Here is a 24,967-nt window from a genome sequence, read left to right on the forward strand (position 1 = left end):
CTTGTAAGCCATCAACGAGCCACCAGCCGCAAGTGCAGGGCGGAAAGCATCCGCGCCCTTGCGCCTGATAAAAATTGGAACTTTGATTTTCTCGCCCGGCTTTGCCACGGTGGGACGATCAAAGGAGCGTGCGTTTGAACAAAAAGAAAAAGTCCACAAACACTTCCCCTTATCCCGATGAAGTCATCGACCGTCTGGCACGGGCGTTCTACCCGGCCATCCTTGCCTGCTGGAACAGCGAGGAAGGACAGCGAGAGTTTGCCGCATGGCAGACAGAACAGGCTCATCTTGCAGGAAAAGAAAAACAGGAAGTTCCCGCTAGCAGAGTTCCCATAAAACAGTATTTGCAAAAGTTCCCTAAATGGGGAAGATTTGGCGTGACTTCGGTCACGCCTTTTCTTTGCTTCCAGTTCATCCAGAGGGATGTACCCCAGCCCATCGTACTTGATATGGATGTGCTGCACCCGCTTTCCGCTGGACTTATCCGGGGCATCCACATAGATAGCGGACACCAGTTCACGGAGAGCATAGGGGTGAGTTCTTCAATATGGACGTACTTGTGCGCTTTCTGGACGAACTTTTCAATATTCTCGATTTGCTGTTCCTGTACTTCGATTTCCTGCTGGATAGAGAGGACGTCCTCTTCCAGCTGCTTCTGCTCGGCATCGTAACTCTGGCTCATCATGTCAAAACGTTCATCGCTCAGCTTTCCACTGGCGTTGTCCTCGTAGATCTTCATGAACAGCCGTTTGAGATCTGCGATCCGCTTCTCATTCCGGGCAAGCTGCTTCTTCAGGACGGTCAGCTTTTCGGTGCTTTCCACCCGAAGCTGCTCCTCCATGACCTTGCGGAAGTAGTCTTCATGGCAAAGGATGTAGTCCGTTACCTGCTGGATATGGTTCAGCACACGGCCTTCCAGAACCTTTACCCGGATGAAGTGTCCCTTGCACTTGCTCCCGTTCTTCTTGTGCAGAGAGCAATCAAAGAAGTCTTGACTGAAGTCCCTGTTATTGGACGAACCATATTGCATCTTGGAACCGCAGTCAGCGCAGTAGACCATACCGGAGAAAATGCTGCTCTTGCCTGTCCGGGTCATGCGGTGACGCTGGTTACGAATCTCCTGAACCTTTTCAAACACATCATCGTCAATAATGCGCTCATGTGTATCCGGGAAGATAGCCTGATTTTCCACAGGATTCAGATGTCTCTTTTTATCCCAGATAGAGTTAGTATAGGTCTTGAAATTGACTGTGCAGCCAGTGTACTCCCGGCGTTCCAGAATCAAACTTACTGCTCTTTTATCCCAGCGATAAGGGTCTTCCGGGGCAGGTGCGTTTGTACTCCGGCCATGGCTCAACTTGTAGGCGGTAGGGGTCAGAACCTTATCTTCCCACAGTTGGTCTCGCAATTTGGGTCGGCCCACGGCCTTCCATGCACATGGAGAAGATGCGCTTCACGACCGCAGCCGCTTCCAGATCAACAAGCCAATGCTTCGGGTTCTCCGGGTCTTTTACATAGCCGTACGGCACATTGACCGTCAGCGGTACGCCACGCTCTCCCTTGGCCTTCTGAACGGCCCGAATCTTGCGGCTGGTATCGCGGGCGTAAAACTCGTTGAACCAGTTCTTAATGCCCGCAAAATCGTTGTTTACGCTGTTCGGGTCAATGGTGTCGTAGTTGTCGTTAATGGCAATGTAGCGAACGCCATACTGGGGAAAGGTGAAGTTGGTGTACAGACCTGTCAAGGCAGAATTGCGCCCCAGTCGGGATAAATCCTTCGTGATAACGATTCCTACACGCCCTGCTTCGATCTCGACCAGCATACTCTGAAAGCCGGGACGGTCATAGTTCGTGCCGGAGTAGCCATCATCCACAAAGAACACCGGGTTCGGGAAGTAGTTCTTCTTGGCGTATTCCAGAAGGATGGCCTTCTGGTTCTCAATGGACAGGCTTTCGCCGAGCCGTGCGTCCTCTTGCGACAGTCGGCAGTAAAGTGCGGTGATTTTATTCGTTGCTCCAGACATTGTTGTGTCCTCCTTACTCTGTGGAGCAACTGTCAGTACAGGATTGGTTACCGGGTCAAGTATAGCAGAATTGGGCGCAGTTGTCATTCGTCTGCACCCTCATCTTCAAATTTTTGCTGGGCGTTCTTGGCAACAATGCGCTCCAGCTTCTTCAAAAGGATTCCTTGCCCTCATAGCTGCCGGTCACGGTGTAGGTGGTGTGACCGACTTTCTCCGTGGTGGTCAGTTCTGGAATCCAGAAAGCGGACAGGTTCTTGACATGGAGGTTGCCGTTCTCGTCCACATAAGAGCCGTGTTTCTTCTGCTCTTCGGTCAAGGGCTGCCGCTTGAAATAGATTTCATTTTCGGAGATGCTCACGGTTTCGCTGGCTTGCTCCTTCGGGGTGTCGTCATACAGCTGGGCAAAAAATGCCAGTGCATCCTCGGGTGAGTCTTCCTCCATGAGCTGCTCGAAAACTCGCTGCTCCTCTGCCGAGAGGTTGTTCCATGCGGCATCCAACTCCTGCTCGTTGGCCGCGTTGACAAAGGCTTCGATTTCTTTTTTCATGGTGCATCCTCCTTTGGCTGCGGAAAGCGTTTTTCAAAAAGTATGGGTTTTCGTGAGAGCAAGAATCGTCCCGTGGCCACAAATTTTCAATACTTGAAAATTCCTGCCCCTTTGGGACTGCTTCTTGTTGGGGCGTGCCTGCCCCAAACCCTGCCAGATAAAAGCAAAGGGGCATTATCTGCCCCGATGCTTTTCCTTTCGCTTCTGCTGTTTCAGTTCAAACTGACGCTGCTTTTCTGCTTCGCGTTGTTTACGGCTAAGTGCTTTTCGCACCAGCTTATTTTCTTCTCGCTGCATTTGCAACGCCTGCTGTGACTTTGTACCGATTCCTGTGGCAACTGTTTCCTTTCGGATTTGTCGTTGCAATCGCTTTGGGTTCACAGACTCTTTCTTTACAACTGTCTCAACAGATGGACTGAAGCGCAGCCGACTGTAATTTTTGAGCAGATACTCCCAGACTTCATAGTCCTTTGGTTCTGGACCAAACACGACTTTACACACTGAAAGCTTTCTTCTCTCAATACGTTCAAATACTCCGATCCAGAATGGATCCTCAAAAAATACAGTCAGCTTTGTAGAATCAATGTCCATAACGAAACCCTCCTGAAATAAATCCTTACAGGAACGGACAACCCGGAGGGAAGGTTACTTACCTACACCGTGCGGTGTAGACGGCTGGGCTACCTACCAGCTCTGGCATCTCTCAGAAAGAAATGCGTTGCGTTTTTATCCTGCTTTTATTATATAAAGCACATCCCTGTGCATTATATCTGCCTTAATTGGTTTTCCAAGTGAAGTATACCACACTCGTGGTCAAATGACCACCCATATATACGAGAATTTGGCCGTTTTACTGCGTACGTGCGTACCAACCTTCCGTACGCACGTACGCAGCGATTCGCCCGAAACGTACCTTATACAACCGTTCCCCTCGGAGAGCCCACGGCACTTTGCAGGCCGCAGGGATGAAAGTGTCATAGTGGGTTATTACACTTCCGCAGAAGTGCCTTTTCCTCGCCGCAAACAGCCGGGGTGCGCCTTTGTGGAGCTTTCTATGCGGCGAATCCACATCGTCCACAGGCGATGTGAGCAGGGATTCTAAGGGGCGCAGCACCTTTGGCACACGACTTTGGTACAAAGTCTAGTGTGTTACACCTTGCCAGAGGTGTACACGTTCCTGAAATGCAAAAGCCCCATACCCAACACCTTGACGGTGCGGACATGGGACTTGATGCTTCCTCGGCCTAGCCGGGTACTCGTAACCAATCCTGACAGGCAGTTGCCGTGTCATTTCTCGAAAACTGTTTTACGAATACCCAGCACTGGGGAACTCCCTGCCTTACTTATCGTGTGTGGATTTTTGCAGGGTGCGTCCTTCGGGGCGCACCCTGTTTTTGTGTTTAAAGAGAAATCACTGTGTAACCTTGACGGGCAAAGGTAAGTGTTATTTAATGTATTTGAAGCCTTTTTGAAAACAGTACATATCATAGGAGTGTGAGTTGAATAATGTCACTGTCTGATTCGGAGTATGTTACCATTGATAAAGATATACGCAATACAGGCTTTTTTCTGAATATTTACCTCCTTGCTTTCAACTGAACCCTAAAGCATTTCTGCAGCCGCCACCTTTTGAATGCGATTTGATACCTCCGTACAATTTTAACATGAGCAGATTCAATCAAAACGATGCGCGTAGAATTATCAGCATTCCAGAAATCGGAGCATATGCGGTAGTTCATGCATACATGAAAGAAAAACATATTGTTAAAGACTTAATAGAGTTCACTGAGAATAATCCTTGCTCATTTTCTCCAATTTTGGGAGTGAATCATACGATTATTCGACACGAGCAATCGTACGGCGGCGATGCTCCCACAGGTGATATTCCCATGCCATCAGATTACATTTCAAATCTTGCAGCAAAGATAATCAAAGCAAGTGGAGCCAAAAAAATCTTGAAATTGGACATTTCCAACTTTTTCTCTAGCTTTTATCTTCATATGATTCCTGCTATTATTTTAGGGTTCGATGAAGCCAATCGACAGTTTCAGAATTTTCAGCATGGTGAGTCAGTAAGCGACACCTACACTATATATAAGAATTTGGATTCTATATATCGAAAACAAAATCTAAACCGAACAAATGGTCTCCTTGTTGGTCCGCTCTCTTCAAAAATAATTGCAGAAGGTATGATGGCAAGAATCGATAAGGAACTTTGTAACGCGGGTTTGAATTATTCTCGGTATGTTGATGATTATGAAATATATATTTATAATGATGATGAAAAGCAAATTGTCAGCATAGTAGGACGTATATTAAAGAAATATGGATTCACATTGAATTATGAAAAAACAGAAATTACTGAGTTTCCCTATTATATAGCTGAAAATCTAAAGAAAATTATTGAAAAATATCAATCGGCAGTGGATGAAAATCCATTGATATCACATAACGCCGAGTTGATGAACCTTTTTAACACATTTTTCAATCTTGAAATTTCAGGGACCAAAGGTTCAATAAGATACCTCTTAAAGAGCATCGAAAACGCTCCCATCGAGCTTACTGATGATCAAGATCAAAGACTTTACCGTGCATATCTTTTTACAATCTTAACTAATAATGCTCGATCTCTAACAAAAGCTTGTTCGCTTATTCTTAAAAGTACAACATATGAGCCATTGAACGAAAAAGAAAAAGCTCAGATTTCAACAATGCTTTTGATGAATCTCCTAGAAGATCATGACTTGGAAGTTCTCTGGTTACTATATATTTTAATAGAAGCTCAAGCATTGGTCCCTAATGATTCTGCAATCAATAAAATTATTGAAAGTCAAAATGAACTTGCTCAAATAATGCTGCTTCGTAAAAATTTTTTATCTGACGCTCAGAAACAAACAATTTCCGAAAAAACACATTCTTGGATTTTGTTATATGAACTGTTTTCTAACGATATTATATCCGAGGAATCACTCGTCCGAAAACTAAATCTCAACAAAAACCTCAACATGTATAGAAAAATGAAAGATAACGACGTTCATTTTTGTTACTGACATGTAAGAAGCTCCTCTCATAGAACATAGAAAGATGTACAACTATGGTTGTAGCACTGTGGTAATATACGGCATATCCTCTGTCTAGTCACATAAGATGGAGAACTTACATGATATAGGAGCATCAAGTTCTCAGGCTGCAAACTTGATGCAAAGCAAAAGGCAGGGCACCACCTTCATGGTGATACCCTGCCTTTATTCGTTCTTGCTTACCGTTCTGCGTACTCTCGCCGCAGAACCTCCGATAAACAAAAAACGTACCCGAACCCTTTCTCGTAAAGAATCGGGTTCGAGTACGAACTGTATGGTGGACGGTACAGGACTCGAACCTGTGACCTCCTGCACGTCAAGCAGATGCTCTACCAGCTGAGCTAACCGTCCATATTCTGTTTTGCCGAAATCAGCTTGATTATATTACCATACCTTCTGCCAAAAAGCAAGTGCTTTTTCAAAAATTGTAAAACTTTTTTAAAGGCAGGGGCGCTGACTGCCCTTTTTACGAGCCAGCGCACATTTGGCGGCGGCAGGCGAAAGGTTTTCTGTTGCTCACACTGTTTTGTTGTGATATAATAATAAAGTTATAATAGGAATAGTATCGGAAGGTATTTGCAGCATGAGAGTTTTGGGCATCGACCCCGGCTACGCCATCGTGGGCTGGGGCGTGGTGGATTACGCAGGCAACCGGTTTGCGCCGGTGGACTTCGGTGCGGTGTGCACCGACGCGGGCGTGCCGTTCGAGCGCCGTCTGGACGAGGTGTATGCAGGCATCAAAGAGGTGATCGAGCGCACCCGGCCCGAGGTGCTTGCCATCGAAAAGCTGTTCTACCAGCACAATCAGACCACGGTCATCGGCGTGGCAGAAGCCCGCGGTGTGATCCTGCTGGCGGCAGCGCAGGCAGGCCTGCCTATCTACGAGTACACCCCCATGCAGGTCAAGCAGGCTGTTACCGGTTACGGCAAGGCCGTGAAAAAGCAGGTGCAGGAGATGACCCGTGTGCTGCTGCATCTGCCCGCCGTGCCAAAGCCGGACGATACCGCCGATGCGCTGGCTATGGCGATCACTTTCTGCCACACCAACGGCAACCAGCTCAACCGCTTTGTCCGCCGTGTGGCCGGGCCGATCTGACCCTCTCACCGGTTCCGTCCGCCTGCAGCGGCGCGGCACCGGAGCTCTCCTGAAGGGCGAGCTGAACAGAGGAAAATTGGCCGACACAGAAACTGAGAGGGCTTTAAATGATCTACTGTCTGACAGGAAAAATCGTCAAAAAAAGCATGAGCGCGGTGGTGCTCAGCTGCGGCGGTGTAGGCTACTACGCCCAGTGCCCGGCCAGCGTGGCCGGGGCCTTGCCCGGCGTGGGCAAGGAAGCCACCATTTATACCGTGATGAGCGTCACCGAGAACGACGTGAGCCTTTACGGCTTTGCCACCGAGCAGCAGCAGGCCTGCTTTGAGATGCTGACCGCCGTGTCCGGCGTGGGGCCTAAGGTGGGCCTTGCCATCCTGAGTGTGATGGAGCCGGACCGCGTGGCACTGGCGATCTCGGCGGGGGACCACAAGGCGTTCAAGGCGGCTTCCGGCGTGGGGCCGAAGCTTGCACAGCGCATCGTGCTGGAGCTGAAGGATAAGGTCGCCAAGGGCTTTGTGGACGGCATCTCGCTGGAGGATGTGGCAGGTGCTTTTGCCGACACACAGGCTTCTCAGGGCAGCAGTCAGGCCATTGCGGCGCTGGTGTCGCTGGGGTACAGCCAGAGCGAAGCAGCGCTTGCCGTTTCCAAGATCGACGCGGCATTGCCCGTGGAAGAGATCATCAAACTGGCCTTGCGCAGCATGGCAGGCAGGAGGTAAAGAATGCAGGACGAAACTGCGCTGTACGGCGCAAAAATGATGCAGCCCGGCATGACGGCGGCGGACAGCGAGGAAAACAACCTCCGCCCGCAGCATCTGGAAGACTATATCGGGCAGGAAAAGGTCAAGCAGAACCTGAAAATTTACTTGGAAGCTGCCAAGCGGCGCGGCGAACCGATGGACCACATCCTGCTCTACGGCCCGCCGGGCCTTGGCAAGACCACACTGGCAGGCATCATTGCCAACGAAATGGGCGTACAGATCCGTATTACCAGCGGCCCGGCCATTGAAAAGCCCGGCGACCTTGCTGCCCTGCTCACCAATCTGCAGGAGGGCGATGTACTGTTCATCGACGAGATCCACCGCCTGTCCCGTCAGGTGGAAGAGGTGCTGTATCCGGCGCTGGAAGACTATGCGCTGGATATCATGATCGGCAAAGGCCCCAGCGCCCAGAGCATCCGCATCAACCTGCCGCGGTTCACGCTGGTGGGTGCCACCACCCGTGCAGGCCAGATCACCGGCCCTCTGCGCGACCGCTTTGGCGTGCTGCTCAAGCTGGAGCTGTACAGCCCGGATGAACTGAGCAAGATCATCCAGCGCTCGGCAGGCATCCTCGACCAGCCCATCACGCCGGAAGGTGCTTACGAGCTGGCCAAGCGCAGCCGCGGCACGCCCCGCGTGGCAAACCGCTTTTTGAAGCGCATCCGCGACTTTGCCACCGTGCTGGGCGACGGCATCATTGACCGGGATGTGGCCCTGATGGGCCTCAAGCGGATGGACGTGGACGCACTGGGTCTGGACGAACTGGACCGCAGTATGCTGCGTGCGATCATTGAAATGTACAACGGCGGCCCGGTGGGTCTGGAAACGCTGGCGGCGGCCCTCGGCGAGGAATCCGTCACGCTGGAAGACCTGTGTGAGCCGTATCTGATGCAGATGGGCTTTCTGACCCGGACGCCCCGGGGCCGCTGCGCAACGCGGCTGGCCTACGAACATCTGGGCCTGAAAGCGCCGGAGGCCGCTGTGCCCGAGGACAACGGGCAGCAGAGTTTGTTCTGAGATAAACGGGCTTGCCCTCTCAGTCTCACTTCGTTCGACAGCTCTCCCAAAGGGAGAGGTGGCATCGCGCAGCGATGACGGAGAGGGCGAGGATGCTTACAATATTATAACTTGCTTCTTTCTATAGAAAGTGGGGTATTATTATGGGAAAATACTTTGGAACCGATGGCGTGCGCGGCGTGGCCGGCGCAGACCTGACCTGTGAGCTGGCAATGAAGATCGGCCGCGGCGCTGCTGCGGTGCTGACCGGCAGCACCGGCCACCGTCCGCGCATCCTGATCGGCAAGGACACCCGCCAGTCCGGTGATATGCTGGAAGCAGCCCTGACCGCCGGTCTGTGCAGCGTGGGTGCGGATGTGGAAAGTCTGGGCGTTCTGCCAACGCCCGCTGTGGCCTATCTGGTGGGCAAGTACAATGCCGATGCCGGCATCGTGATCTCTGCCTCCCACAATCCGATGGAGTTCAACGGCATCAAGATCTTTGCCGGTACCGGCTATAAGCTGCCGGACGAGGTGGAGAACCAGATCGAAGCCTACATCGACAACAATTGCGCGGGCATTGAGCTGAAGACCGGTGCCGAGGTGGGCCGTGTGTACCGCCGCGATGACGGCCTGCAGGACTATGTGGATCACCTTTATGAGTCCATCCACGGCGACCTGACCGGCCTGAGGGTCTGCATCGACTGCGCAAACGGCGCTTCGGCTGCCGTGGCACAGAAGCTGTTCCCCCGTCTGGGCGCAGACTGCACCTTCATCGGCATTGAGCCTGACGGCCAGAACATCAACAAGGGCGTAGGCAGCACCCACCTCGACAATTTGAAAAAGGCTGTTGTAGAGGGCGGCTTCGACTGCGGCATTGCCTTTGACGGCGATGCCGACCGCTGCCTTGGCTGCGACGAAAAGGGTCAGGAGATGGACGGCGACAAGATCATTGCCCTGCTGGCCATGACCATGAAGGAAAAAGGCCGTCTGGACGGCGACACCGCCGTGGTTACGGTCATGTCCAATCTGGGCTTCATCAAATATATGGAGAGTCAGGGCATCAACACCGAAAAGACCGCCGTGGGCGACCGCTACGTGCTGGAAAACATGCGCGAGAACGGCTTTGCCATCGGCGGCGAGCAGAGCGGCCATGTCATCCTGCTGCACCATGCCACCACCGGCGACGGTGAGCTGACCGCCGGCAAGCTGCTCAAGCTGCTGGCTGAAAGCGGAAAGAAGATGAGCGAGCTGAACGGCATCTACGCCCAGTACCCGCAGGTGCTGGTGAATGTGACCGCCAACGCCGCCCAGAAAAAGCCTACAAAGAGGACGAAGTGCTGGCCGGTTTCATTGAGAACGAGCAGCAGAAGCTCATGGGCATGGGCCGCGTGCTGGTGCGGGTGTCCGGCACCGAGCCGAAGATCCGCGTGATGGTGGAGGGCCAGGATCTGGACGCCATCCACCGCTGCGCCGACCGCATCGTGGATAAGATCAACAAGCGCATTCTGGGCCAGTAAGAAACGGATAAAAGAGAAGGGAGGACGCTATGCGCCCTGCAGATACCTGGAAAGACTATGAACTGCTGGATGCCACCGACGGCAACCGTCTGGAGCGCTGGGGTGAGACCATCCTCATCCGCCCGGACCCGCAGGTGGTGTGGAAAACGCCCAAGCAGAGCCCGCTGTGGGCAAAGGCAGATGCTGTTTATCACCGCTCCAATCAGGGCGGCGGCGAGTGGGAGTACAAGCGCCGTCTGCCCGAAAAGTGGAAGATCAGCTGCGGCGAGGGCGAGGATAAGCTCACCCTCATCGTCAGCCCTACCGGCTTCAAGCACACCGGCGTGTTCCCGGAGCAGGCTGTCAACTGGGCATGGTACGCCAAAAAACCGTGCCGCAGGCCGCCCGGTAAAGGTGCTGAACCTGTTCGGCTACACCGGCGGTGCCACACTGGCCTGTGCGGCGGCAGGTGCCACCGTCTGCCATGTGGATGCCTCCAAGGGCATCGTGGCGTGGGGCAAGGACAATGCTGCGGCAAGCGGCCTTGCCGACCGGCCCATCCGCTGGCTGGTGGACGACTGTGCCAAGTTCGTTGCCCGCGAAAAGCGCCGCGGCAACACCTACGACGGCATCATCATGGACCCGCCCAGCTACGGGCGCGGCCCCGGCGGTGAGATCTGGAAGCTGGAGGACTGCATCTACGACCTCATCAGCCAGTGCGAAGAGGTGCTGAGTGATACGCCGCTGTTTTTTGCAGTGAACAGCTACACCACCGGCCTGTCCCCGGCGGTCATGGAATATATGCTCAAGACCACGCTGGTGCCCCGCTTTGGCGGCGAGACCAGCTGCGACGAGATCGGCCTGCCGGTCTCTGCCACCGGCGGCGTGGTGCCCTGCGGCGCAACCGCCATCTGGGAAGAATAAATACTCCTTCCGTCATCGCTTCGCGATGCCACCTCCCTCAGGGAGGGAGGCTTTCTGACGGCAGAAAACCAAAAGGCTCCCTCTTTGAGGGGGCTGCCGCCGCAGGTGGCTGGGGGAGTTTATAAAATAATCTGAGATTTGGGGTACAGCCCCTTTCAGAGGGGCGCACCACCAGAAAGAGAAACACAAATGGAAGAGACGATTTTAACAGCACAAAATCTGAAATTCCGCTACGACAGCGACCAGCCGATTTACGCACTGGACGGTGTCTCAACGGAAGTAAAGCGCGGCGAATTCGTGGCCGTGCTGGGTGCCAACGGCTGCGGCAAGTCCACGCTGGCAAAGCACTTCAACGCTATCCTGCTGCCGGAGAGCGGCAAGGTCTACGTGGAGGACATGGACACCGCAGACGACGACAAGCTCTATGATATCCGCCAGACCGTGGGCATGGTGTTCCAGAACCCGGACAATCAGATCGTTGCCACCGTGGTGGAGGAAGACGTTGCCTTTGCACTGGAAAACCTCGGTGTGCCGCCCGAAGAGATGCGCCGCCGCGTGGACGACTCCATGAAGATGGCCGGCATCTATGAGTACCGCGAGCGCGCACCCCACAACCTTTCCGGCGGCCAGAAGCAGCGCGTTGCCATTGCAGGCGTTGTTGCCATGCGGCCGGACTGCCTGATATTAGACGAAGCCACCGCCATGCTGGACCCCCGGGGCCGTGAGCAGGTGATGCAGACCATCCACTACCTGAACAGGAATATGGGCATCACCGTGGTGTCCATCACTCACTACATGGAGGAAGCTGCGCAGGCAGACCGTGTGCTGGTGATGAGCAAGGGCCATGTGGTGATGGAGGGCACCCCCAAAGAGGTGTTCAGCCAGACCGAGAAGGTGCGCTCCCTGCATCTGGATGTGCCGCAGGCTGCAGAGCTGAGGGACGAGCTGGTGAAGGCCGGCATCCCGATGCCGGAGGGCATCATCGACACCGGCGAATGCGCACAGGCTCTGTACGAGCTTTTGCAGTAAGGGGGGCAGACGCAAATGGCAGATATCATCAAAGTAGAACATCTGAGCTACGTCTACAACCCCGGCATGCCCAATGCGGTCACTGCGCTGGACGACGTGAGCTTTACGGTGGAAGAGGGCGACTTTGTGGGCATCATCGGGGCCACCGGCTCCGGCAAGAGCACCCTCATCACCCACATGAACGGCCTGAACAAGCCTACCAGCGGCAAAATTTATATCGATGGCCGCGACCTGTGGGAAGATCCGGAGAAGATCCGGGACTTCCGCTTCCTCACCGGTCTGGTGTTCCAGTACCCGGAATACCAGCTGTTCGAGGAGACCTGTTATAAAGATATCGCGTTCGGCCCCAAGAACATGGGTCTGGACGAAGCCGAGATCGACCGCCGCGTGCATGAAGCCGCCGATTTCGTGGGCCTTGACCCGGCCCTGCTGGAGCGCAGTCCCTTTGAGCTTTCCGGCGGCCAGAAACGCCGGGTGGCCGTGGCGGGCGTTATGGCCATGAAGCCCCGCATTCTGGTGCTGGACGAGCCTGCTGCGGGCCTTGACCCGGAGGGACGGGACGACATCCTCAGCGAGGTGAAGGAGTACCACAAAAAGACCGGCACCACTGTGCTGCTGGTGTCCCACAGCATGGAGGACATTGCCAAGTACGCCAACCGCGTTCTGGTGATGAGCAACAAGAAAATTGCCATGTACGACACCGTGGAAAAAGTGTTTGCCCGCGCTCCGGAGCTGCTGGAGCTGGGGCTTTCCGTGCCGCAGGTGACGAAGATCTTCCTCAAGCTGCGGGAGATGGGTGTGGATGTGCCCGCTGATGTGTACACCATCCCCTATGCGGTCAAGATGATCCTGGAGGCCAAGCGCCGCCGGGAGGCAGGCGAGAGCCTTGTGCTCCCGCGGGAAGCAAAGAAGGAAGGAGGCGCTGCCGGATGCTGAGAGATATCACCATTGGCCAGCACTTCCCGGGCAACAGTCTGGTGCACCGGTTTGACCCGCGCCTGAAACTGGTGCTGACCATCGCCTATATTGTGCTGCTGTTTGCAGCTTCCAATCCGCTGGGCCTTGCCCTTTCCATTCTGTTCCTTGCAGCAATGTACAAGGTGGCAAAAATTCCCGGCAAAATGATCATGAAGAGCCTGAAGCCCATCCTGCCCATCGTGATCTTCACAGCGTTGCTGAACCTGTTCTTTGTGTCAGGCGAGGGCGAACCGCTGGTGCACATCTGGTTTTTGACCATTTATGCCGAGGGTGTGCGCTATGCTGTGTTGATGGCAGTGCGCGTCATGGCGCTCATCGCAGGCACCAGTCTGCTCACCTACACCACCAGCCCCATCGTGCTCACGGATGCCATCGAGCAGCTGCTCAAGCCCTTGGGCAAACTGCACTTCCCGGTGCACGAGCTGGCGATGATGATGAGCATTGCCCTGCGGTTCATCCCCACCCTCATTGAGGAGACGGACAAAATTATGAACGCCCAGAAAGCCCGCGGTGCCCAGCTGGATACCGGCAAGATGACCGACCGGGTAAAAGCCTTGGTGCCGGTGCTCATCCCGCTGTTCATTTCGGCCTTCCGCCGCGCGGACGAGCTGGCCATGGCCATGGAATGCCGCTGCTACCGGGGCGGCGACGGCCGCACCCGCCTGAAGGTGCTGCGCTGCGAAAAGCAGGATTATATCGACCTTGCCGTGTGCATCGCCTGCTTTGCAGTGATCCTTGCCTCCCGGCTGGTGTTCCCGAATTTTTAAAACTCCCCCAGTCGCCTTCGGCGACAGCCCCCTCGAGGAGGGGGCCTTATAGCCTCCCTCTTTGAGGGAGGTGGCACGGCAAAGCCGTGACGGAAGGAGTTCCATGCAGAACTTTTTACTTACCCTTGCCTACGACGGCACCAATTACTGCGGCTTTCAGGTGCAGCCCAATGGCCGCAGCGTGGCCCAAACCTTTCAGGACGCGCTGCAGGCCGTGCTGGGCAGCCGCCCCGATATCAAGGGCTGCAGCCGCACCGATGCAGGGGTGCACGCGCTGGGCTTCAAGCTCAACTTCCACGCCGATACCCGCATCCCGGCGGCAAAGTTCCCGCTGGCGCTCAACCAGCATCTGCCGCCGGACATCCGGGTGCTGGACGCGCAGGTGGTGCCGGAGGACTTCCACGCCCGGTACGCGGCCCATACCAAAACCTACCTCTACCGCATCCACAACCACCCCATCGACTCGCCTTTTGACGCGGCTTATTACACCCGGGTGCCCCGGCATCTGGACGAAGCCAGAATGCAGGCGGCGGCGCAGCAGTTCGTGGGCAGGCACGATTTTCTGGCTCTGTGCGCGGCGGGCTCTTCCGCTGCAGCCCATGGCGATACCGTGCGCACCATCACGGACTGTCATGTTACCCGCAAGGGGGACGAGATCGACATTGAAGTGACCGCCGACGGCTACCTGTACAACATGGTGCGCATTCTGGCAGGCACTTTGTGCGAAGCGGGCGCAGGCCGGCTGGACCCGGCGGAAATTCCCGCCATTCTGGAAAGCCGTGACCGCAGCCGCGCCGGGCCGACCCTGCCCGCCAAGGGCCTGTTTTTGAAGTGTGTGGAGTATGATCTGTAAGGAGAACCATTCATGAGCAAAATTCGCCGCGGCGGACATTCCGCCGAAGGGGAGACGCTTTCTGCCGGACGCGTCGAATATCTGGAAGCCGCCCGGGCCCGGGTGCGCACACGGCGCATCCGCCGCACCGTCGTCATCGTAGCGGTGCTGACCATCCTTGTCCTGTTTGCCACCGGCGCAGTGGGGTCTTCCATTGCACGCGCAAAAGACCTTGTGGATACTGCCGTCATCGCGCTGGCACCAGCCGCAGGCTGGCCGCAGCAGACCGGCATCACCGACCCGGATGCGGTGGCGCAGATGTCTGGCAGCTTTGTGGAGATGGGCGGCGACAGCTGCGTGGTATACAGTCTTGGCGGCACCCGCCTGAACAGCATCCAGAGCGGCTATGCCCGCCCGGCCATTGCTGCAGGCAAGACCCGCTTTGTGCTGTACAACCGCTCCGGCAATGAGCTTCGGGTGGAAAGCCGCACCCAGAACCTTTATACAAAAACCATGGACAGCACCATCTCGCTGTGCGCCGTGGCAGATGCCGGACAGGTGGCTGTTGTGACCGACAGCACCGACAGCGTGGCAAAGCTGACCGTTTACAATTCCAGTATGCAGCAGCAGCTGGTGTGGAACCTGACCAGTGAGCAGGGCACCCCGCTGCGCATGGCCTTTGCGCCGGACAGCCGCCGCCTTGCCGTGGCCGCTGTATCGGCGGTGGGCGGCCAGCTGACCACGAACCTTTATGTACTGCCCCTCTCGCAGGGCGACCCGGTATGCCTTGGCTCCGAGAACAGTGTGCCCCAGTGGATGGGCTGGATGTCCAACGGCTTTTTGCTGGTGCTTTATGAGAACCGCGCCGTGCTGTACAACACGAGCGGCGGCAGCGCAGGCGAACGCGCCAGCTACGATTTTGGCGGCGGCACCCTCGTCAGTGTGTCCAACACCAGTAACGGTGCGGCCCTGCTGCTGAGCAATGGCCAGACCAGCACGGCGGTGCTGCTGGACGGGGAGCTGACCGTGGGTTACAGCGGCAGCGTGCTCTCGGCCAGCCAGATCATCCGGGCAAAGAACGACGGCTTCTACCTGCTCACCGACAGCACGGTGGAGCGCTTCAACGGTGTGGGCGAGTTCCAGTGGAGCCAGCCGCTTTCGGCCCGGCCGCAGGCACTGATCGAGGGCAAGCAGATCATGGTGCTCAGCGGCAACACGGTGCAGGTGGTCACACCGCCGGAGCAGACAGCTTCCAGCGGACAGTGATTTTTGGGTGAGAAGATCATGCGTAAATAGCACTCTTGCGGGGAAAGTGATAAAAATAACAGGGAAAACAAGGTATGTTCAAGAATCCGTCATTTCTTTTTGATATCATATGCACGGCAGCATGGATCATTCTGGTGGTGCGCTATGCGCGCAAGGGCTTTCTTTCGTCCATTGTGCAGCTGGTGGGCAACCTGTTCAGTCTGCTGGGGGCCAAGGAGCTTTCCGCTGCCTGCGCCGGCTGGGTGTTCGAGCACATGCTGGCAGGCGGCTTCCGCACCCAGATCGCAGCAAACATTGCTGCGGGCGGTGCGGTAGACCTTTCCGGCATTGCGGAAAAGTATGCGGGCTTCCTGCCTGCTTCTTTCCGCGCTTCCATCGTGGCAGCCTGCGAGCGCTCCATTGGCGCTGTGCTGGCCGATAACGCGGTGGTGCTGGCCGATTCCATTGTGGAAAACGTGCTGCAGCCGCTGCTCACACCGGTGATCACGCTGGTGCTGTTCTTCTTGTTCTACGCGCTTTTGCGCCTGCTGGTCAGTATGCTGGTCACGGTGCTGGGCCTTGTGAACAAGCTGCCGGTCATTGGCACGGTAAACCGCGGCCTTGGCTGGCTTGTGGGCGGTGCCACGGCGCTGCTGGATATCTATTTGGTGCTGTGCATCCTGTGGGGCATCATCGTCATCACAGGCGGCAACCTGAATGTGCTCAACGATACGGTGATGAGCAGCAGTCTTTACTACAAAATCTTCAATCTCTTCAACCCTTTCCTGTAAAGGGTTTTGCATAAAGGAGGAACTATGGTCTGTATTCGATGCCAGAAACGTCCGGCGATCATCTTCATCCAGCGGATGGACAATGGTCAGATGAAGCAGGAGGGCTACTGCCTGCACTGCGCCCGTGAGCTGCACATCAAGCCGGTGGACGATCTGATGAAGCAGTTCGGCATGTCGGATCAGGATCTTGATAACATGGAGAACCGCATGGAAAGCATGATGGAGGAGATGGGCGATGCAAACCCGCTCTCCATGATGATGAACATGGCGAACGGCGGCGAGGATGCTGACCCGGACAGCATGGACGAAGATCTGATCCCCGGCAGCAATGCCACCTTCCCGCTGGGCTTTACCAGCAGCGAGAAGAAAGATGGCGACAAAAAGACCGACCGCAAAAATGGCAAAAAGCCGCCTAAGCGCAAATTTTTGGATACCTATTGCGAGAATCTGACCCGCAAGGCCCGGGAAGGCAAACTGGACGATATCATTGGCCGCGACCGCGAAATTTACCGCACCATCCAGATTTTGAGCCGCCGCCAGAAGAACAACCCCTGCCTCATCGGCGAAGCCGGTGTGGGCAAGACCGCCATTGCCGAGGGCATTGCGGAGCGCATTGCCAAGGGGGATGTGCCCATCGGCCTGAAGGATAAGGAGATCTATCTGCTGGACCTCACCAGCCTTGTGGCAGGCACCCAGTTCCGCGGCCAGTTCGAGCAGCGGGTCAAGGGCCTGCTGAGCGAGGTGAAGGCCGCAGGCAACGTGATCCTGTTCATCGACGAGATCCACACCATCACCTCTGCCGGTGAGAGCGAGGGTGCCATGAACGCGGGCAATATCCTGAAGCCCGCCCTCTCCCGTGGTGAAATTCAGGTCATCGGTGCCACCACCTTCAACGAGTACCGCAAGTATATCGAGAAGGATCAGGCGCTGGAACGCCGTTTCCAGCCCGTGCGGGTGGAAGAACCCAGCGTGGCCGATACCCTTGCTGTGATGAACGGCATCAAGCACTACTACGAGCAGCACCATCATGTGCAGGTGCCTGCCGATGTGCTTTCTGCCACTGTCACCCTGAGTGAGCGCTATATCACCGACCGTTATCTGCCCGATAAGGCCATCGACCTGCTGGACGAAGCCTGCGCCTGCTGCAATCTGGCCCACCCGGTCATTTCCGAGTATCTTGGGATGCAGAAGGAGCTGGATGCCCTCAAGCAGGAAGAAGCCGAGATGGAGAATGCGGATGTGAACGAGCCCATCGACTACGAGCGCGTGGCCGAGCGCAAGACCCGCATTGCAAAGCTCGAAGCCGACCTGCCCGCAAAGCAGGCTGCTGCCAGCGAGATCCAGGTGACCATGGACGATGTGGCCAAGGTCATCGAGCTGTGGACCGGCATTCCGGCGGTCAAAATTCGGGAGACCGAGTTCGCAAAGCTGGCAAACCTTGAGGGCGAGCTGAAAAAGAAGATCATCGGGCAGGACGAGGCCGTGCATCTGGTGGCGCAGGCCATCAAGCGCAGCCGCGCCGACCTTTCCGGCCGCCGCCGTCCCGCAAGCTTCATCTTTGTGGGCCCCACCGGCGTGGGCAAGACCGAGCTGGTCAAGCAGCTGGCAAATCAGCTGTTCGACGGCCCCGACCCGCTCATTCGTCTGGACATGAGCGAGTATATGGAAAAATACGCGGTGTCCCGCATGATCGGTTCGCCTCCGGGCTATGTGGGCTATGAGGAGGCCGGCCAGCTCACCGAAAAGGTGCGCCGCCGCCCCTACAGCGTGGTGCTGTTCGATGAGATCGAAAAGGCGCACCCGGATGTCATGAACATTTTGCTGCAGATTCTGGACGAGGGCAAGATCAACGATGCGCAGGGCCGCACGGTGGACTTCTCCAACACGGTCATCTGCATGACCTCCAACGCCGGCAGCAGTGACCAGAGCACCGGCGGGCTTGGTTTCAACAAGAGCGAGGAACAGCTCAGCGAGGAAAAGACCCGCAAGGCGCTGGCCCAGTTCCTGCGGCCGGAGTTCCTTGGCCGCGTGGATGAAGTGATCGCCTTCAAGCCCCTGACCGAGGAGACCCTGCAGGGCATCGCGGCCCTGATGCTGGACGAGTACAAGCCCGGCATGGAGGCCAAGGGGATCGCATACAGCTACACCCCGGCAGCCCTCAAGGCGCTGGTGCAAAAGAGTCAGGGCGGCAAGTTCGGCGCCCGCGACCTGCGCCGTGTCATTCGCAAAGCCGTGGAAGACCCCGCCGCCGAGCGCCTGATCGACGGCACGCTGGCATCCGGCGGCACCCTTGTGGTGGATGCTGGTGAAAACGGCGAAATCATCTTGAAGTAAACAAAGAGAAAGCCCCTGCATCCGTTTTGGAATGCAGGGGCTTTTCCGCTGTTTGGCGCTGTACGGCAAACTGGAACTTGTCGGGGCGAGGCCCCTCCATCTTGCTAACGCAAGACCGTTCGGTCGCTTAAAAGCCCCACTGGGGCTTTCATTGTTCCGCTTCGCTCCACAAACGCGAATTTTCAAATTAGTCTTTGCAAATAACCTTTGAACCTTCACCATCAATTACAATTCCCTGACGGTTGTTAATAGGGCATAGATTCAAATCCGAAAACTCAGTCATTATTTTCTCGGTAACTTTCTTAAATGGTGCTGTAAGATAATGCGGAAGAACATAGAAATCAATCAAAGCAAGCCCTGCATCATCTTCTTGTGAGTAGTCCTCCGGCTTTTCATCCATTTGCTCGATATATTGGATGCTTGGAGCGCATATAATCGCACCTGCCGATTCACCAATCATCAGTTTTCCCTTTGCCAATTCTTTCTTCAACAGCTCATCCGTTCCCGTTTTACGGAGCTGGTCTATAAGGAAAAAAGAATTTCCGCCGGTAAAATATATCACATCCGCATCTTCAAAAACAGACTGTATCGTTGAATAAGCCTCCGTTGAAATATCAATTTCAGTTACGATTGCTCCCAACTTTTTGAATAATTTTCGAGCCGAGCCGACATAACCGGTGTAGCCTTCACGCAGCGAAGCTGTTGGAATAAATGCGACTTTTTTATTTTCAATTTCTTCCTTTATCAGACTTCCTACACTTGAAAAGTGCGAACATAAAAATAGTTTCATCAATATTCTCCTTTATATATAAATTCGCGTTTGTGGAGCGAAGCGGAACAATGAAAGCCCCAGTGGGGCTTTTAAGTGACAGAACGGTCTTGCGTAGCAAGATGGAGGGGCCTCGCCCCGACAAGTTTCGATTTGTTGAATCAAGTATAGCATATTGCGAACAAAAGGAAAAGCAAAGCTGTGAATGCATGATATTATCCCGCATTGACAAAACTGCGCAGAATCAGTACAATAAAACATAGCTATCCGCAAATTTTTTGCATGAGAATAAAGGAGCGTTTTTCTATGCCGAGCAATAAAGTCCGCACCCGTTTTGCGCCGTCGCCCACGGGTTATATGCACGTTGGCAACCTGCGCACTGCCCTGTACACCTACCTGATGGCAAAGCACGAGGATGGCACCTTCATCCTGCGCATCGAGGATACCGATCAGGGCCGCTATGTGGAGGGCGCTGTGGATGTCATCTACAACACCCTGCGGGAGACCGGCCTGCTGTGGGACGAAGGCCCGGACATCGGCGGCCCCGTGGGCCCCTATGTGCAGAGCGAGCGCATGGGCATGTTCAAACAGTATGCCGAGCAGCTGGTGGCAGAGGGCAAGGCATACTATTGCTTCTGCACCGAGGAGCGTCTGGAGGCCCTGCATGCTGAGCAGCGCGCCAACGGTGAGATGACCCACTATGACGGATGCTGCCGCGACCTGCCCAAGGACGAAGTGGAAAAGCGTCTTGCTGCCGGGGAACCCTATGTTATCCGCCAGAAGATCCCCCGCGAGGGCGTGACCGGCTTCGACGATGTGGTGTACGGCCACATCGAGGTGAACAACAGCGAGATGGACGACCAGATCCTCATCAAGACCGACGGCATGCCCACCTACAACTTTGCAAATGTGGTGGACGACCACCTCATGGGCATCACCCACGTGATCCGCGGCAGCGAGTATCTGTCCTCTACCCCCAAGTACAACCTGCTGTATCAGGCGTTCGGCTGGGAGATCCCCACCTACATCCACTGCCCGCCGGTCATGAAGGATGCGCAGAATAAGCTTTCCAAGCGCAACGGCGATGCCAGCTATCAGGATCTGGTAGCAAAGGGCTACCTGACCGAGGCCGTGCTGAACTACATCTGCCTGCTGGGCTGGAGCCCCAAGGGCGAGTATGCCGAGCAGGAGATCTTCTCCCTGCCGGAACTGGTCAAGATCTGGTCTCCGGACGGCATCTCCAAGTCTCCGGCCATCTTCGATCCCCTCAAGCTGCGGGCCATCAACGCGGAATATATCCGCCGCCTGTCCCCGGAAGAGTTCCAGAAGAAGGCGGAGCCGTGGATCGACAAGGCCGTGCACACCTCTATCGACAAGAAGCTGCTGTGCGCAAACCTGCAGCCCCGCTGCGAAGTGCTGGGCGAGATCCCGGAGCAGCTGGATTTCTTTGACGCCATGCCCGAGTACGATGTGAGCATGTACGCCAACAAGAAGCAGAAGACCACCCCGGAGACCGCCAAGGAGGCACTGGAAGCCCTGCTGCCTGTGCTCAGCGACGAAGCACTGGATTTTGGCAATCGCGATGCCGTCTTCGATGCCTGCAAGGCCAAGGCTGAGGAGCTGGGCAAGAAGAACGGCTGGCTGCTGTACCCGCTGGGCATTGCCCTTTCTGGCAAGCAGCGCACCCCCGGCGGCGGCACCGACCTTGCCTGCATGATGGGCCGCGAAACCACCCTTGCCCGCGTAAAAGCGGCAATTGAAAAGCTGAACGGCTGATTTTTGCCATAAAACCACAAAGCTCTGCAGCATTTTTGAACGCTGCAGGGCTTTTTTGCGTCTTTGGGCCGGTTTGCGGCAGAACACTGCACCGCGCCAAAAATCGCCGCGCGCCTGCGCTACAGTATATGCAGAAAGCGCGGGGAACAGAACCACAACGCCCCGCCGGAAAGCGGGGAGTTTTTATGACAGAGCGGATGGGTCTGGCAGCGGTCGGGCGGCAGAACAGACAGCGGGCAGCGCTGGCACGGCGGGCGGAGCTGCGCCCGGCAGCGCGCAGGCTGGCGGCTGTGGCAGTGGGATTTGCGGGCGGCTGGGCCGTTCTGTACGGTGCACTGATGCCTTTTGGTCTGGGCTTTGTGCTGGGCTTTGCAGAGGACTGCTTTGCCCCCTGTGCGGCGGGTGCGGCGCTGGGTGTGCTGCTGCACGGGTTTGGCGCGCTCTCGCTGCGCAGTGTCTGTATGCTGTGCGCACTGGGTGCTGCAGTGGCAGCGCGGTGGATGGGTGCCAGAACACTGACCCCGGCGGCACTGGCGGGCTGCGGCACGCTGGTGGGCGTGGCGCTGTGCTTTGCCTTTGGCGGCGGCGGGGCAGAGCTGGTGCTTTACAGTGCGGCAGATGCCCTGCTGGCCGCAGCCATGGGCTTTTGTCTGCGGCAGTTCGCGCCCGAAAAGCCGGGTGCCGGGATGCTTCTGGTGGGTGCGGCCGCAGCGGCGGCGCTGGGCAGTGTGCAGCTGTGGCAGCTGCTGCCGGGCGTGATCGTCTGCGCGGCGCTGGAACTGTATTTATGCAGCAAAGGGCAGGCCAAAGCTGCGCTTGCGGCCTGCGCGGTGCTTGGCGCTGCGCTGTGCGCGGCAGACCCGGCCCTCAGCTTTGCGGCATCCGGCCTTGCCTGTGCCACGGCGGCAGCGGCGGTGCTGGCACCCGGACGGCGCATGGAAACGGTAGCTGCCTACGCGGGCGGCTGCGTGACCGGTGCACTCTGTGTGCAGCCGCCCGGGAGCGCGTTCCAATATCTCCTGAACGTCTGCATCGGCATCACGGCCGTAGCGGCCATGCCCGCAGCGTGGCTTGTGCCGGAGCCGGAAGAAAAGCCGCAGGCAGGGCAGGCCCAGCCGCAGCAGTACAGTGCAGCGGCCACCCGGCTGGAACAGGTGTCCCAGAGCCTTGCATCGCTGGCAGAGACCGTGAACGATGTCTACGAAACGCTGCCGCACCGGCGTGAGGATTTCCATTGGGTAATTGACAACACACATGATACCCTTTGTTTTAACTGCGGACGGCGGGATACCTGCTGGAAGCAGGAGTATGCCGCCACGCTGGAGGGCATGGAAGCACTGCGCCCTCTGCTGGAAAGCAGCGGCGGGCTAGAAACGGCTCAATTGCCCGGACAATTATCCCGGTGCATCCACCCGGCAGCACTGTGCGCAGCGGCAAACCGCTCCTTTGCGCTGTACCGCAGCCGCAAGGAGGCCCGCCTTCATGCCGAAGCCATGCGCACTGCCCTGACCGAGCAGTACAGCGCCGTGGCCGAAGCGCTGGGCGTGTTGGGAGAACAGCTGGGCCGTCCGGGCGACCCGGAACCCTATAAATCCGGCCGGGTGGCGGACTTTTTTGCGCAGCTTGGCACTCCGCCGCAGGAGTGTGCCGTCACGCTGGATGATCTGGGCCGCACCCATGCGGCGGTCACGCTGCCGCGCACCCGTTTTTCCGCGCAGGAGCTGTCTGCACTGGCCGGGGAGGTGGGCCGCATCTGCCGCCGCACGCTGGAAGTGCCGCAGGTGCTTTCCTGCAAGGGAATGACCACCCTGCTGTTCAGCGAAAAGCCTGTGCTGCGGGCCGTGTTCGGCATGGCGGGCGCGGCGGCGCGGGGCAGTATTTCCGGCGATGCGGTGCAGCAGTTCTGCAGCCCGGCGGCAGCGCAGATGATCCTGTGCGACGGCATGGGCACCGGCAGGCCTGCAGCCGTGGATGGCAACCTTGCCGCCGAGCTGACGGCCCGGCTGCTCAAGGCGGGCTTTACCGCAGAGCTGGCGGCAAGGCTGGTCAACGTGGCCCTTGCCCTGAAAAGTGAGGATGAGAGCGGTGCCACGCTGGATCTCATCAGCGTGGATCTTTACACCGGCACGGCAAGGCTGTTCAAGGCCGGTGCGGCACCGGGCTTCCTTGTGCACGGCGGGCGGGTGCGTGCTGTGGGCGACACCAGCCTGCCGGTGGGCATTCTGGGCGGAGTGAACGGACAGAGCCGGGTGGTGCATTTGACGGTGGGCGATTATGCGGTGCTGGTCTCGGACGGGCTGCTGGTGGACGGCCCGGGCTGGGTGGCAAAGCAGCTGGAGCTTTCCGCTGCGGCAGGAGAAGCGCCGGAAAAAGTTGCAAAGACGCTGGTGGAAACGGCCCGCGTGCGCGCCCAGAAGACCGGCAGGCCGGACGACATTACGGCGGCGGTGCTGCGGCTGGAAAAATGCGTTTGATGTTCATACAAACTTCGTTGATTTTCGACGGAGGAGAAGGTATACTATGGAAGCATAGAAATAAAACGGGAGGACAGAAACATGCTTACCATAACCGTAGCGCAGGATGGCAGCGGCGATTTTGCTTCGGTGTCCGAAGCGGTGCTGGCCGTGCCTTATGCCTGTGCAGCAGAGATCCGCATTGGCCCAGGCGTTTACCGCGAAAAGCTGGTGTGCGAAAAACAGGATATCACCCTGATCGGCGCAGGCATGGAAAGCACCCGCATCGTGTGGGGCGACGGCGGCAAACTGCCGCACCCGGACGGCAGGCCCACCCACACCTTCCGCAGCTATACCGCGTTTTTCCGGGGGATAGAACTGCGGGTGCGGGACCTGACCATTGAAAACGATGCCGGCCCCGGGGCAAAGGTGGGGCAGGCCGTGGCGGCTTATGTGGACTGCTCACACACCCTCTTTGAGAATGTGCGGCTGCTAGGCAATCAGGATACGCTGTTCTGCGCCCCTCTGCCGGAGAAGGAGCGGGAGAAGGATGGCTTCCTTGGCCCGGGCCGCTTTGCGCCCCGCCGACCGACGGCCCAGTATTACCGGCACTGCGAGATCGCGGGAGATATCGATTTTATTTTTGGCGGCGCGGACGCTCTGTTTGAGCAGTGCACCATCCGCACCGTGAACAACCACCTGCCTGCAAGCTACGTCACGGCTCCCTCGGGCCGTGCCGATGGCCTCGGGTTTGTGTTCTGGGACTGCGACTTTATTTCGGACGACTGCCCGGCGGGCACGGTGTTTCTGGGCAGGCCATGGCGGCCCACCGGTAAAACGGCTGTGCTGGACTGCCGTCTGGGAGCCCACATTGCACCGGAAGGCTTTTCGCCCTGGCAGAGCCGTACCGACTCGGACCTTGCCAGCTTTGCCGAAGCGGGCAGCACCGGCGAGGGCGCAGCAGCGCGCGGTGCATGGGTGAAGCAGCTGGACAGCCAGCAGGCCGAAGAGCTGCTCAGATGTGCACGGAAGCTTTGCAGACCGGAATAAACGTATGAAATATAAAA

At 56.8% G+C, this 24,967-nt stretch carries 18 protein-coding genes, 1 tRNA gene and 3 pseudogenes; 16 read left to right on the forward strand and 6 right to left on the reverse strand.

The window, feature by feature from the left end:
• Nucleotides 1-11: 11 nt before the first annotated feature.
• The 4 genes and pseudogenes from PXT33_RS14755 to PXT33_RS01990 all read right to left on the reverse strand — a co-directional run bounded on the left by PXT33_RS14755 (nucleotide 12) and on the right by PXT33_RS01990 (nucleotide 3,162).
• A pseudogene (locus tag PXT33_RS14755) lies at nucleotides 12-1,423 on the reverse strand (DUF4368 domain-containing protein).
• Nucleotides 1,383-2,024 (reverse strand): recombinase family protein, encoded by a 642-nt coding sequence (locus PXT33_RS01980; RefSeq protein ID WP_347070439.1) that lies wholly within the window; start codon nucleotides 2,022-2,024, stop codon nucleotides 1,383-1,385. The pseudogene PXT33_RS14755 and the gene PXT33_RS01980 overlap by 41 nt, the downstream one beginning before the upstream one ends.
• A gap of 151 nt (nucleotides 2,025-2,175) precedes the next feature.
• Nucleotides 2,176-2,571 carry a hypothetical protein gene (locus PXT33_RS01985; protein ID WP_347070440.1) on the reverse strand — a complete coding sequence of 132 codons (396 nt, stop codon included), beginning with the start codon at nucleotides 2,569-2,571 and terminating at the stop codon, nucleotides 2,176-2,178.
• 174 nt (nucleotides 2,572-2,745) lie between these two features.
• A complete protein-coding gene (locus PXT33_RS01990) occupies nucleotides 2,746-3,162 on the reverse strand; it encodes a YjdF family protein (RefSeq protein ID WP_156074781.1) in 417 nt (138 codons plus the stop codon).
• 1,073 nt (nucleotides 3,163-4,235) lie between these two features.
• On the opposite strand from PXT33_RS01990, the gene PXT33_RS01995 reads away from it, so the two are divergent.
• Nucleotides 4,236-5,621, forward strand: a complete 1,386-nt coding sequence (locus PXT33_RS01995) for an RNA-directed DNA polymerase (RefSeq protein ID WP_347070441.1) — start codon at nucleotides 4,236-4,238, stop codon at nucleotides 5,619-5,621.
• Between the two features lie 305 nt (nucleotides 5,622-5,926).
• Here the strand turns inward: PXT33_RS01995 and PXT33_RS02000 are convergent.
• Nucleotides 5,927-6,002 (reverse strand) — tRNA-Val (locus PXT33_RS02000).
• A gap of 232 nt (nucleotides 6,003-6,234) precedes the next feature.
• Here PXT33_RS02000 and ruvC point away from each other — a divergent pair.
• From ruvC to PXT33_RS02060, 12 genes and pseudogenes are all read left to right on the forward strand, one after another.
• Nucleotides 6,235-6,747 (forward strand): crossover junction endodeoxyribonuclease RuvC, encoded by a 513-nt coding sequence (gene ruvC, locus PXT33_RS02005; protein ID WP_005943476.1) that lies wholly within the window; start codon nucleotides 6,235-6,237, stop codon nucleotides 6,745-6,747.
• 107 nt (nucleotides 6,748-6,854) lie between these two features.
• Complete coding sequence (ruvA, locus tag PXT33_RS02010) at nucleotides 6,855-7,466, forward strand: Holliday junction branch migration protein RuvA (protein ID WP_332375849.1); 612 nt, start codon at nucleotides 6,855-6,857, stop codon at nucleotides 7,464-7,466.
• 3 nt (nucleotides 7,467-7,469) lie between these two features.
• The gene (gene ruvB / locus PXT33_RS02015) at nucleotides 7,470-8,525 is read left to right on the forward strand and encodes a Holliday junction branch migration DNA helicase RuvB (protein WP_332375850.1); all 1,056 of its coding nucleotides are present in this window, start codon (nucleotides 7,470-7,472) and stop codon (nucleotides 8,523-8,525) included.
• Between the two features lie 143 nt (nucleotides 8,526-8,668).
• A pseudogene (gene glmM / locus PXT33_RS02020) lies at nucleotides 8,669-10,023 on the forward strand (phosphoglucosamine mutase).
• Between the two features lie 29 nt (nucleotides 10,024-10,052).
• Nucleotides 10,053-10,926, forward strand: a pseudogene (locus PXT33_RS02025) (class I SAM-dependent methyltransferase).
• A 189-nt stretch (nucleotides 10,927-11,115) separates the two neighbouring features.
• Nucleotides 11,116-11,955, forward strand: a complete 840-nt coding sequence (locus PXT33_RS02030) for an energy-coupling factor transporter ATPase (RefSeq protein ID WP_332375852.1) — start codon at nucleotides 11,116-11,118, stop codon at nucleotides 11,953-11,955.
• A gap of 15 nt (nucleotides 11,956-11,970) precedes the next feature.
• Nucleotides 11,971-12,891, forward strand: a complete 921-nt coding sequence (locus tag PXT33_RS02035) for an energy-coupling factor transporter ATPase (RefSeq protein WP_005943466.1) — start codon at nucleotides 11,971-11,973, stop codon at nucleotides 12,889-12,891.
• Nucleotides 12,885-13,700 carry an energy-coupling factor transporter transmembrane protein EcfT gene (locus PXT33_RS02040; protein ID WP_332375853.1) on the forward strand — a complete coding sequence of 272 codons (816 nt, stop codon included), beginning with the start codon at nucleotides 12,885-12,887 and terminating at the stop codon, nucleotides 13,698-13,700. The genes PXT33_RS02035 and PXT33_RS02040 overlap by 7 nt, the downstream gene beginning before the upstream one ends.
• Nucleotides 13,701-13,803: 103 nt before the next feature.
• Nucleotides 13,804-14,553 carry a tRNA pseudouridine(38-40) synthase TruA gene (gene truA, locus PXT33_RS02045; RefSeq protein WP_332375854.1) on the forward strand — a complete coding sequence of 250 codons (750 nt, stop codon included), beginning with the start codon at nucleotides 13,804-13,806 and terminating at the stop codon, nucleotides 14,551-14,553.
• A 12-nt stretch (nucleotides 14,554-14,565) separates the two neighbouring features.
• Nucleotides 14,566-15,798, forward strand: coding sequence for a DUF5711 family protein (locus tag PXT33_RS02050; RefSeq protein WP_332375855.1), 1,233 nt, complete (start codon nucleotides 14,566-14,568; stop codon nucleotides 15,796-15,798).
• 74 nt (nucleotides 15,799-15,872) lie between these two features.
• On the forward strand, nucleotides 15,873-16,568 hold the full coding sequence (locus PXT33_RS02055) for a hypothetical protein (protein ID WP_097774251.1): 696 nt from the start codon (nucleotides 15,873-15,875) through the stop codon (nucleotides 16,566-16,568).
• A gap of 24 nt (nucleotides 16,569-16,592) precedes the next feature.
• A complete protein-coding gene (locus PXT33_RS02060; RefSeq protein ID WP_332375856.1) occupies nucleotides 16,593-18,902 on the forward strand; it encodes an ATP-dependent Clp protease ATP-binding subunit in 2,310 nt (769 codons plus the stop codon).
• 187 nt (nucleotides 18,903-19,089) lie between these two features.
• Here the strand turns inward: PXT33_RS02060 and PXT33_RS02065 are convergent, their stop codons facing one another.
• Entirely contained in the window at nucleotides 19,090-19,692 is a 603-nt protein-coding gene (locus PXT33_RS02065) for a Type 1 glutamine amidotransferase-like domain-containing protein (RefSeq protein WP_097774253.1), read from the reverse strand.
• A gap of 285 nt (nucleotides 19,693-19,977) precedes the next feature.
• On the opposite strand from PXT33_RS02065, the gene gltX reads away from it, so the two are divergent.
• The 3 genes from gltX (at nucleotide 19,978) to PXT33_RS02080 (ending at nucleotide 24,950) form a co-directional block, all read left to right on the forward strand.
• Nucleotides 19,978-21,447, forward strand: coding sequence for a glutamate--tRNA ligase (gene gltX, locus PXT33_RS02070; protein WP_097774254.1), 1,470 nt, complete (start codon nucleotides 19,978-19,980; stop codon nucleotides 21,445-21,447).
• Between the two features lie 185 nt (nucleotides 21,448-21,632).
• A complete protein-coding gene (locus tag PXT33_RS02075) occupies nucleotides 21,633-23,921 on the forward strand; it encodes a PP2C family protein-serine/threonine phosphatase (RefSeq protein ID WP_332375857.1) in 2,289 nt (762 codons plus the stop codon).
• 81 nt (nucleotides 23,922-24,002) lie between these two features.
• The gene (locus PXT33_RS02080) at nucleotides 24,003-24,950 is read left to right on the forward strand and encodes a pectinesterase family protein (RefSeq protein WP_332375858.1); all 948 of its coding nucleotides are present in this window, start codon (nucleotides 24,003-24,005) and stop codon (nucleotides 24,948-24,950) included.
• Nucleotides 24,951-24,967 lie beyond the last annotated feature (17 nt).

Source organism: Faecalibacterium taiwanense (assembly GCF_036632915.2).
Classification (GTDB): domain Bacteria; phylum Bacillota; class Clostridia; order Oscillospirales; family Ruminococcaceae; genus Faecalibacterium; species Faecalibacterium taiwanense.

Coding starts and splice junctions, on each gene's coding strand:
- PXT33_RS01980 (WP_347070439.1), bottom strand. CDS start 2,024: ATGTCTGGAGCAACGAATAAAATCACCGCACTTTACTGCCGACTGTCG.
- PXT33_RS01985 (WP_347070440.1), bottom strand. CDS start 2,571: ATGAAAAAAGAAATCGAAGCCTTTGTCAACGCGGCCAACGAGCAGGAG.
- PXT33_RS01990 (WP_156074781.1), bottom strand. CDS start 3,162: ATGGACATTGATTCTACAAAGCTGACTGTATTTTTTGAGGATCCATTC.
- PXT33_RS01995 (WP_347070441.1), top strand. CDS start 4,236: ATGAGCAGATTCAATCAAAACGATGCGCGTAGAATTATCAGCATTCCA.
- ruvC (WP_005943476.1), top strand. CDS start 6,235: ATGAGAGTTTTGGGCATCGACCCCGGCTACGCCATCGTGGGCTGGGGC.
- ruvA (WP_332375849.1), top strand. CDS start 6,855: ATGATCTACTGTCTGACAGGAAAAATCGTCAAAAAAAGCATGAGCGCG.
- ruvB (WP_332375850.1), top strand. CDS start 7,470: ATGCAGGACGAAACTGCGCTGTACGGCGCAAAAATGATGCAGCCCGGC.
- PXT33_RS02030 (WP_332375852.1), top strand. CDS start 11,116: ATGGAAGAGACGATTTTAACAGCACAAAATCTGAAATTCCGCTACGAC.
- PXT33_RS02035 (WP_005943466.1), top strand. CDS start 11,971: ATGGCAGATATCATCAAAGTAGAACATCTGAGCTACGTCTACAACCCC.
- PXT33_RS02040 (WP_332375853.1), top strand. CDS start 12,885: ATGCTGAGAGATATCACCATTGGCCAGCACTTCCCGGGCAACAGTCTG.
- truA (WP_332375854.1), top strand. CDS start 13,804: ATGCAGAACTTTTTACTTACCCTTGCCTACGACGGCACCAATTACTGC.
- PXT33_RS02050 (WP_332375855.1), top strand. CDS start 14,566: ATGAGCAAAATTCGCCGCGGCGGACATTCCGCCGAAGGGGAGACGCTT.
- PXT33_RS02055 (WP_097774251.1), top strand. CDS start 15,873: ATGTTCAAGAATCCGTCATTTCTTTTTGATATCATATGCACGGCAGCA.
- PXT33_RS02060 (WP_332375856.1), top strand. CDS start 16,593: ATGGTCTGTATTCGATGCCAGAAACGTCCGGCGATCATCTTCATCCAG.
- PXT33_RS02065 (WP_097774253.1), bottom strand. CDS start 19,692: ATGAAACTATTTTTATGTTCGCACTTTTCAAGTGTAGGAAGTCTGATA.
- gltX (WP_097774254.1), top strand. CDS start 19,978: ATGCCGAGCAATAAAGTCCGCACCCGTTTTGCGCCGTCGCCCACGGGT.
- PXT33_RS02075 (WP_332375857.1), top strand. CDS start 21,633: ATGACAGAGCGGATGGGTCTGGCAGCGGTCGGGCGGCAGAACAGACAG.
- PXT33_RS02080 (WP_332375858.1), top strand. CDS start 24,003: ATGCTTACCATAACCGTAGCGCAGGATGGCAGCGGCGATTTTGCTTCG.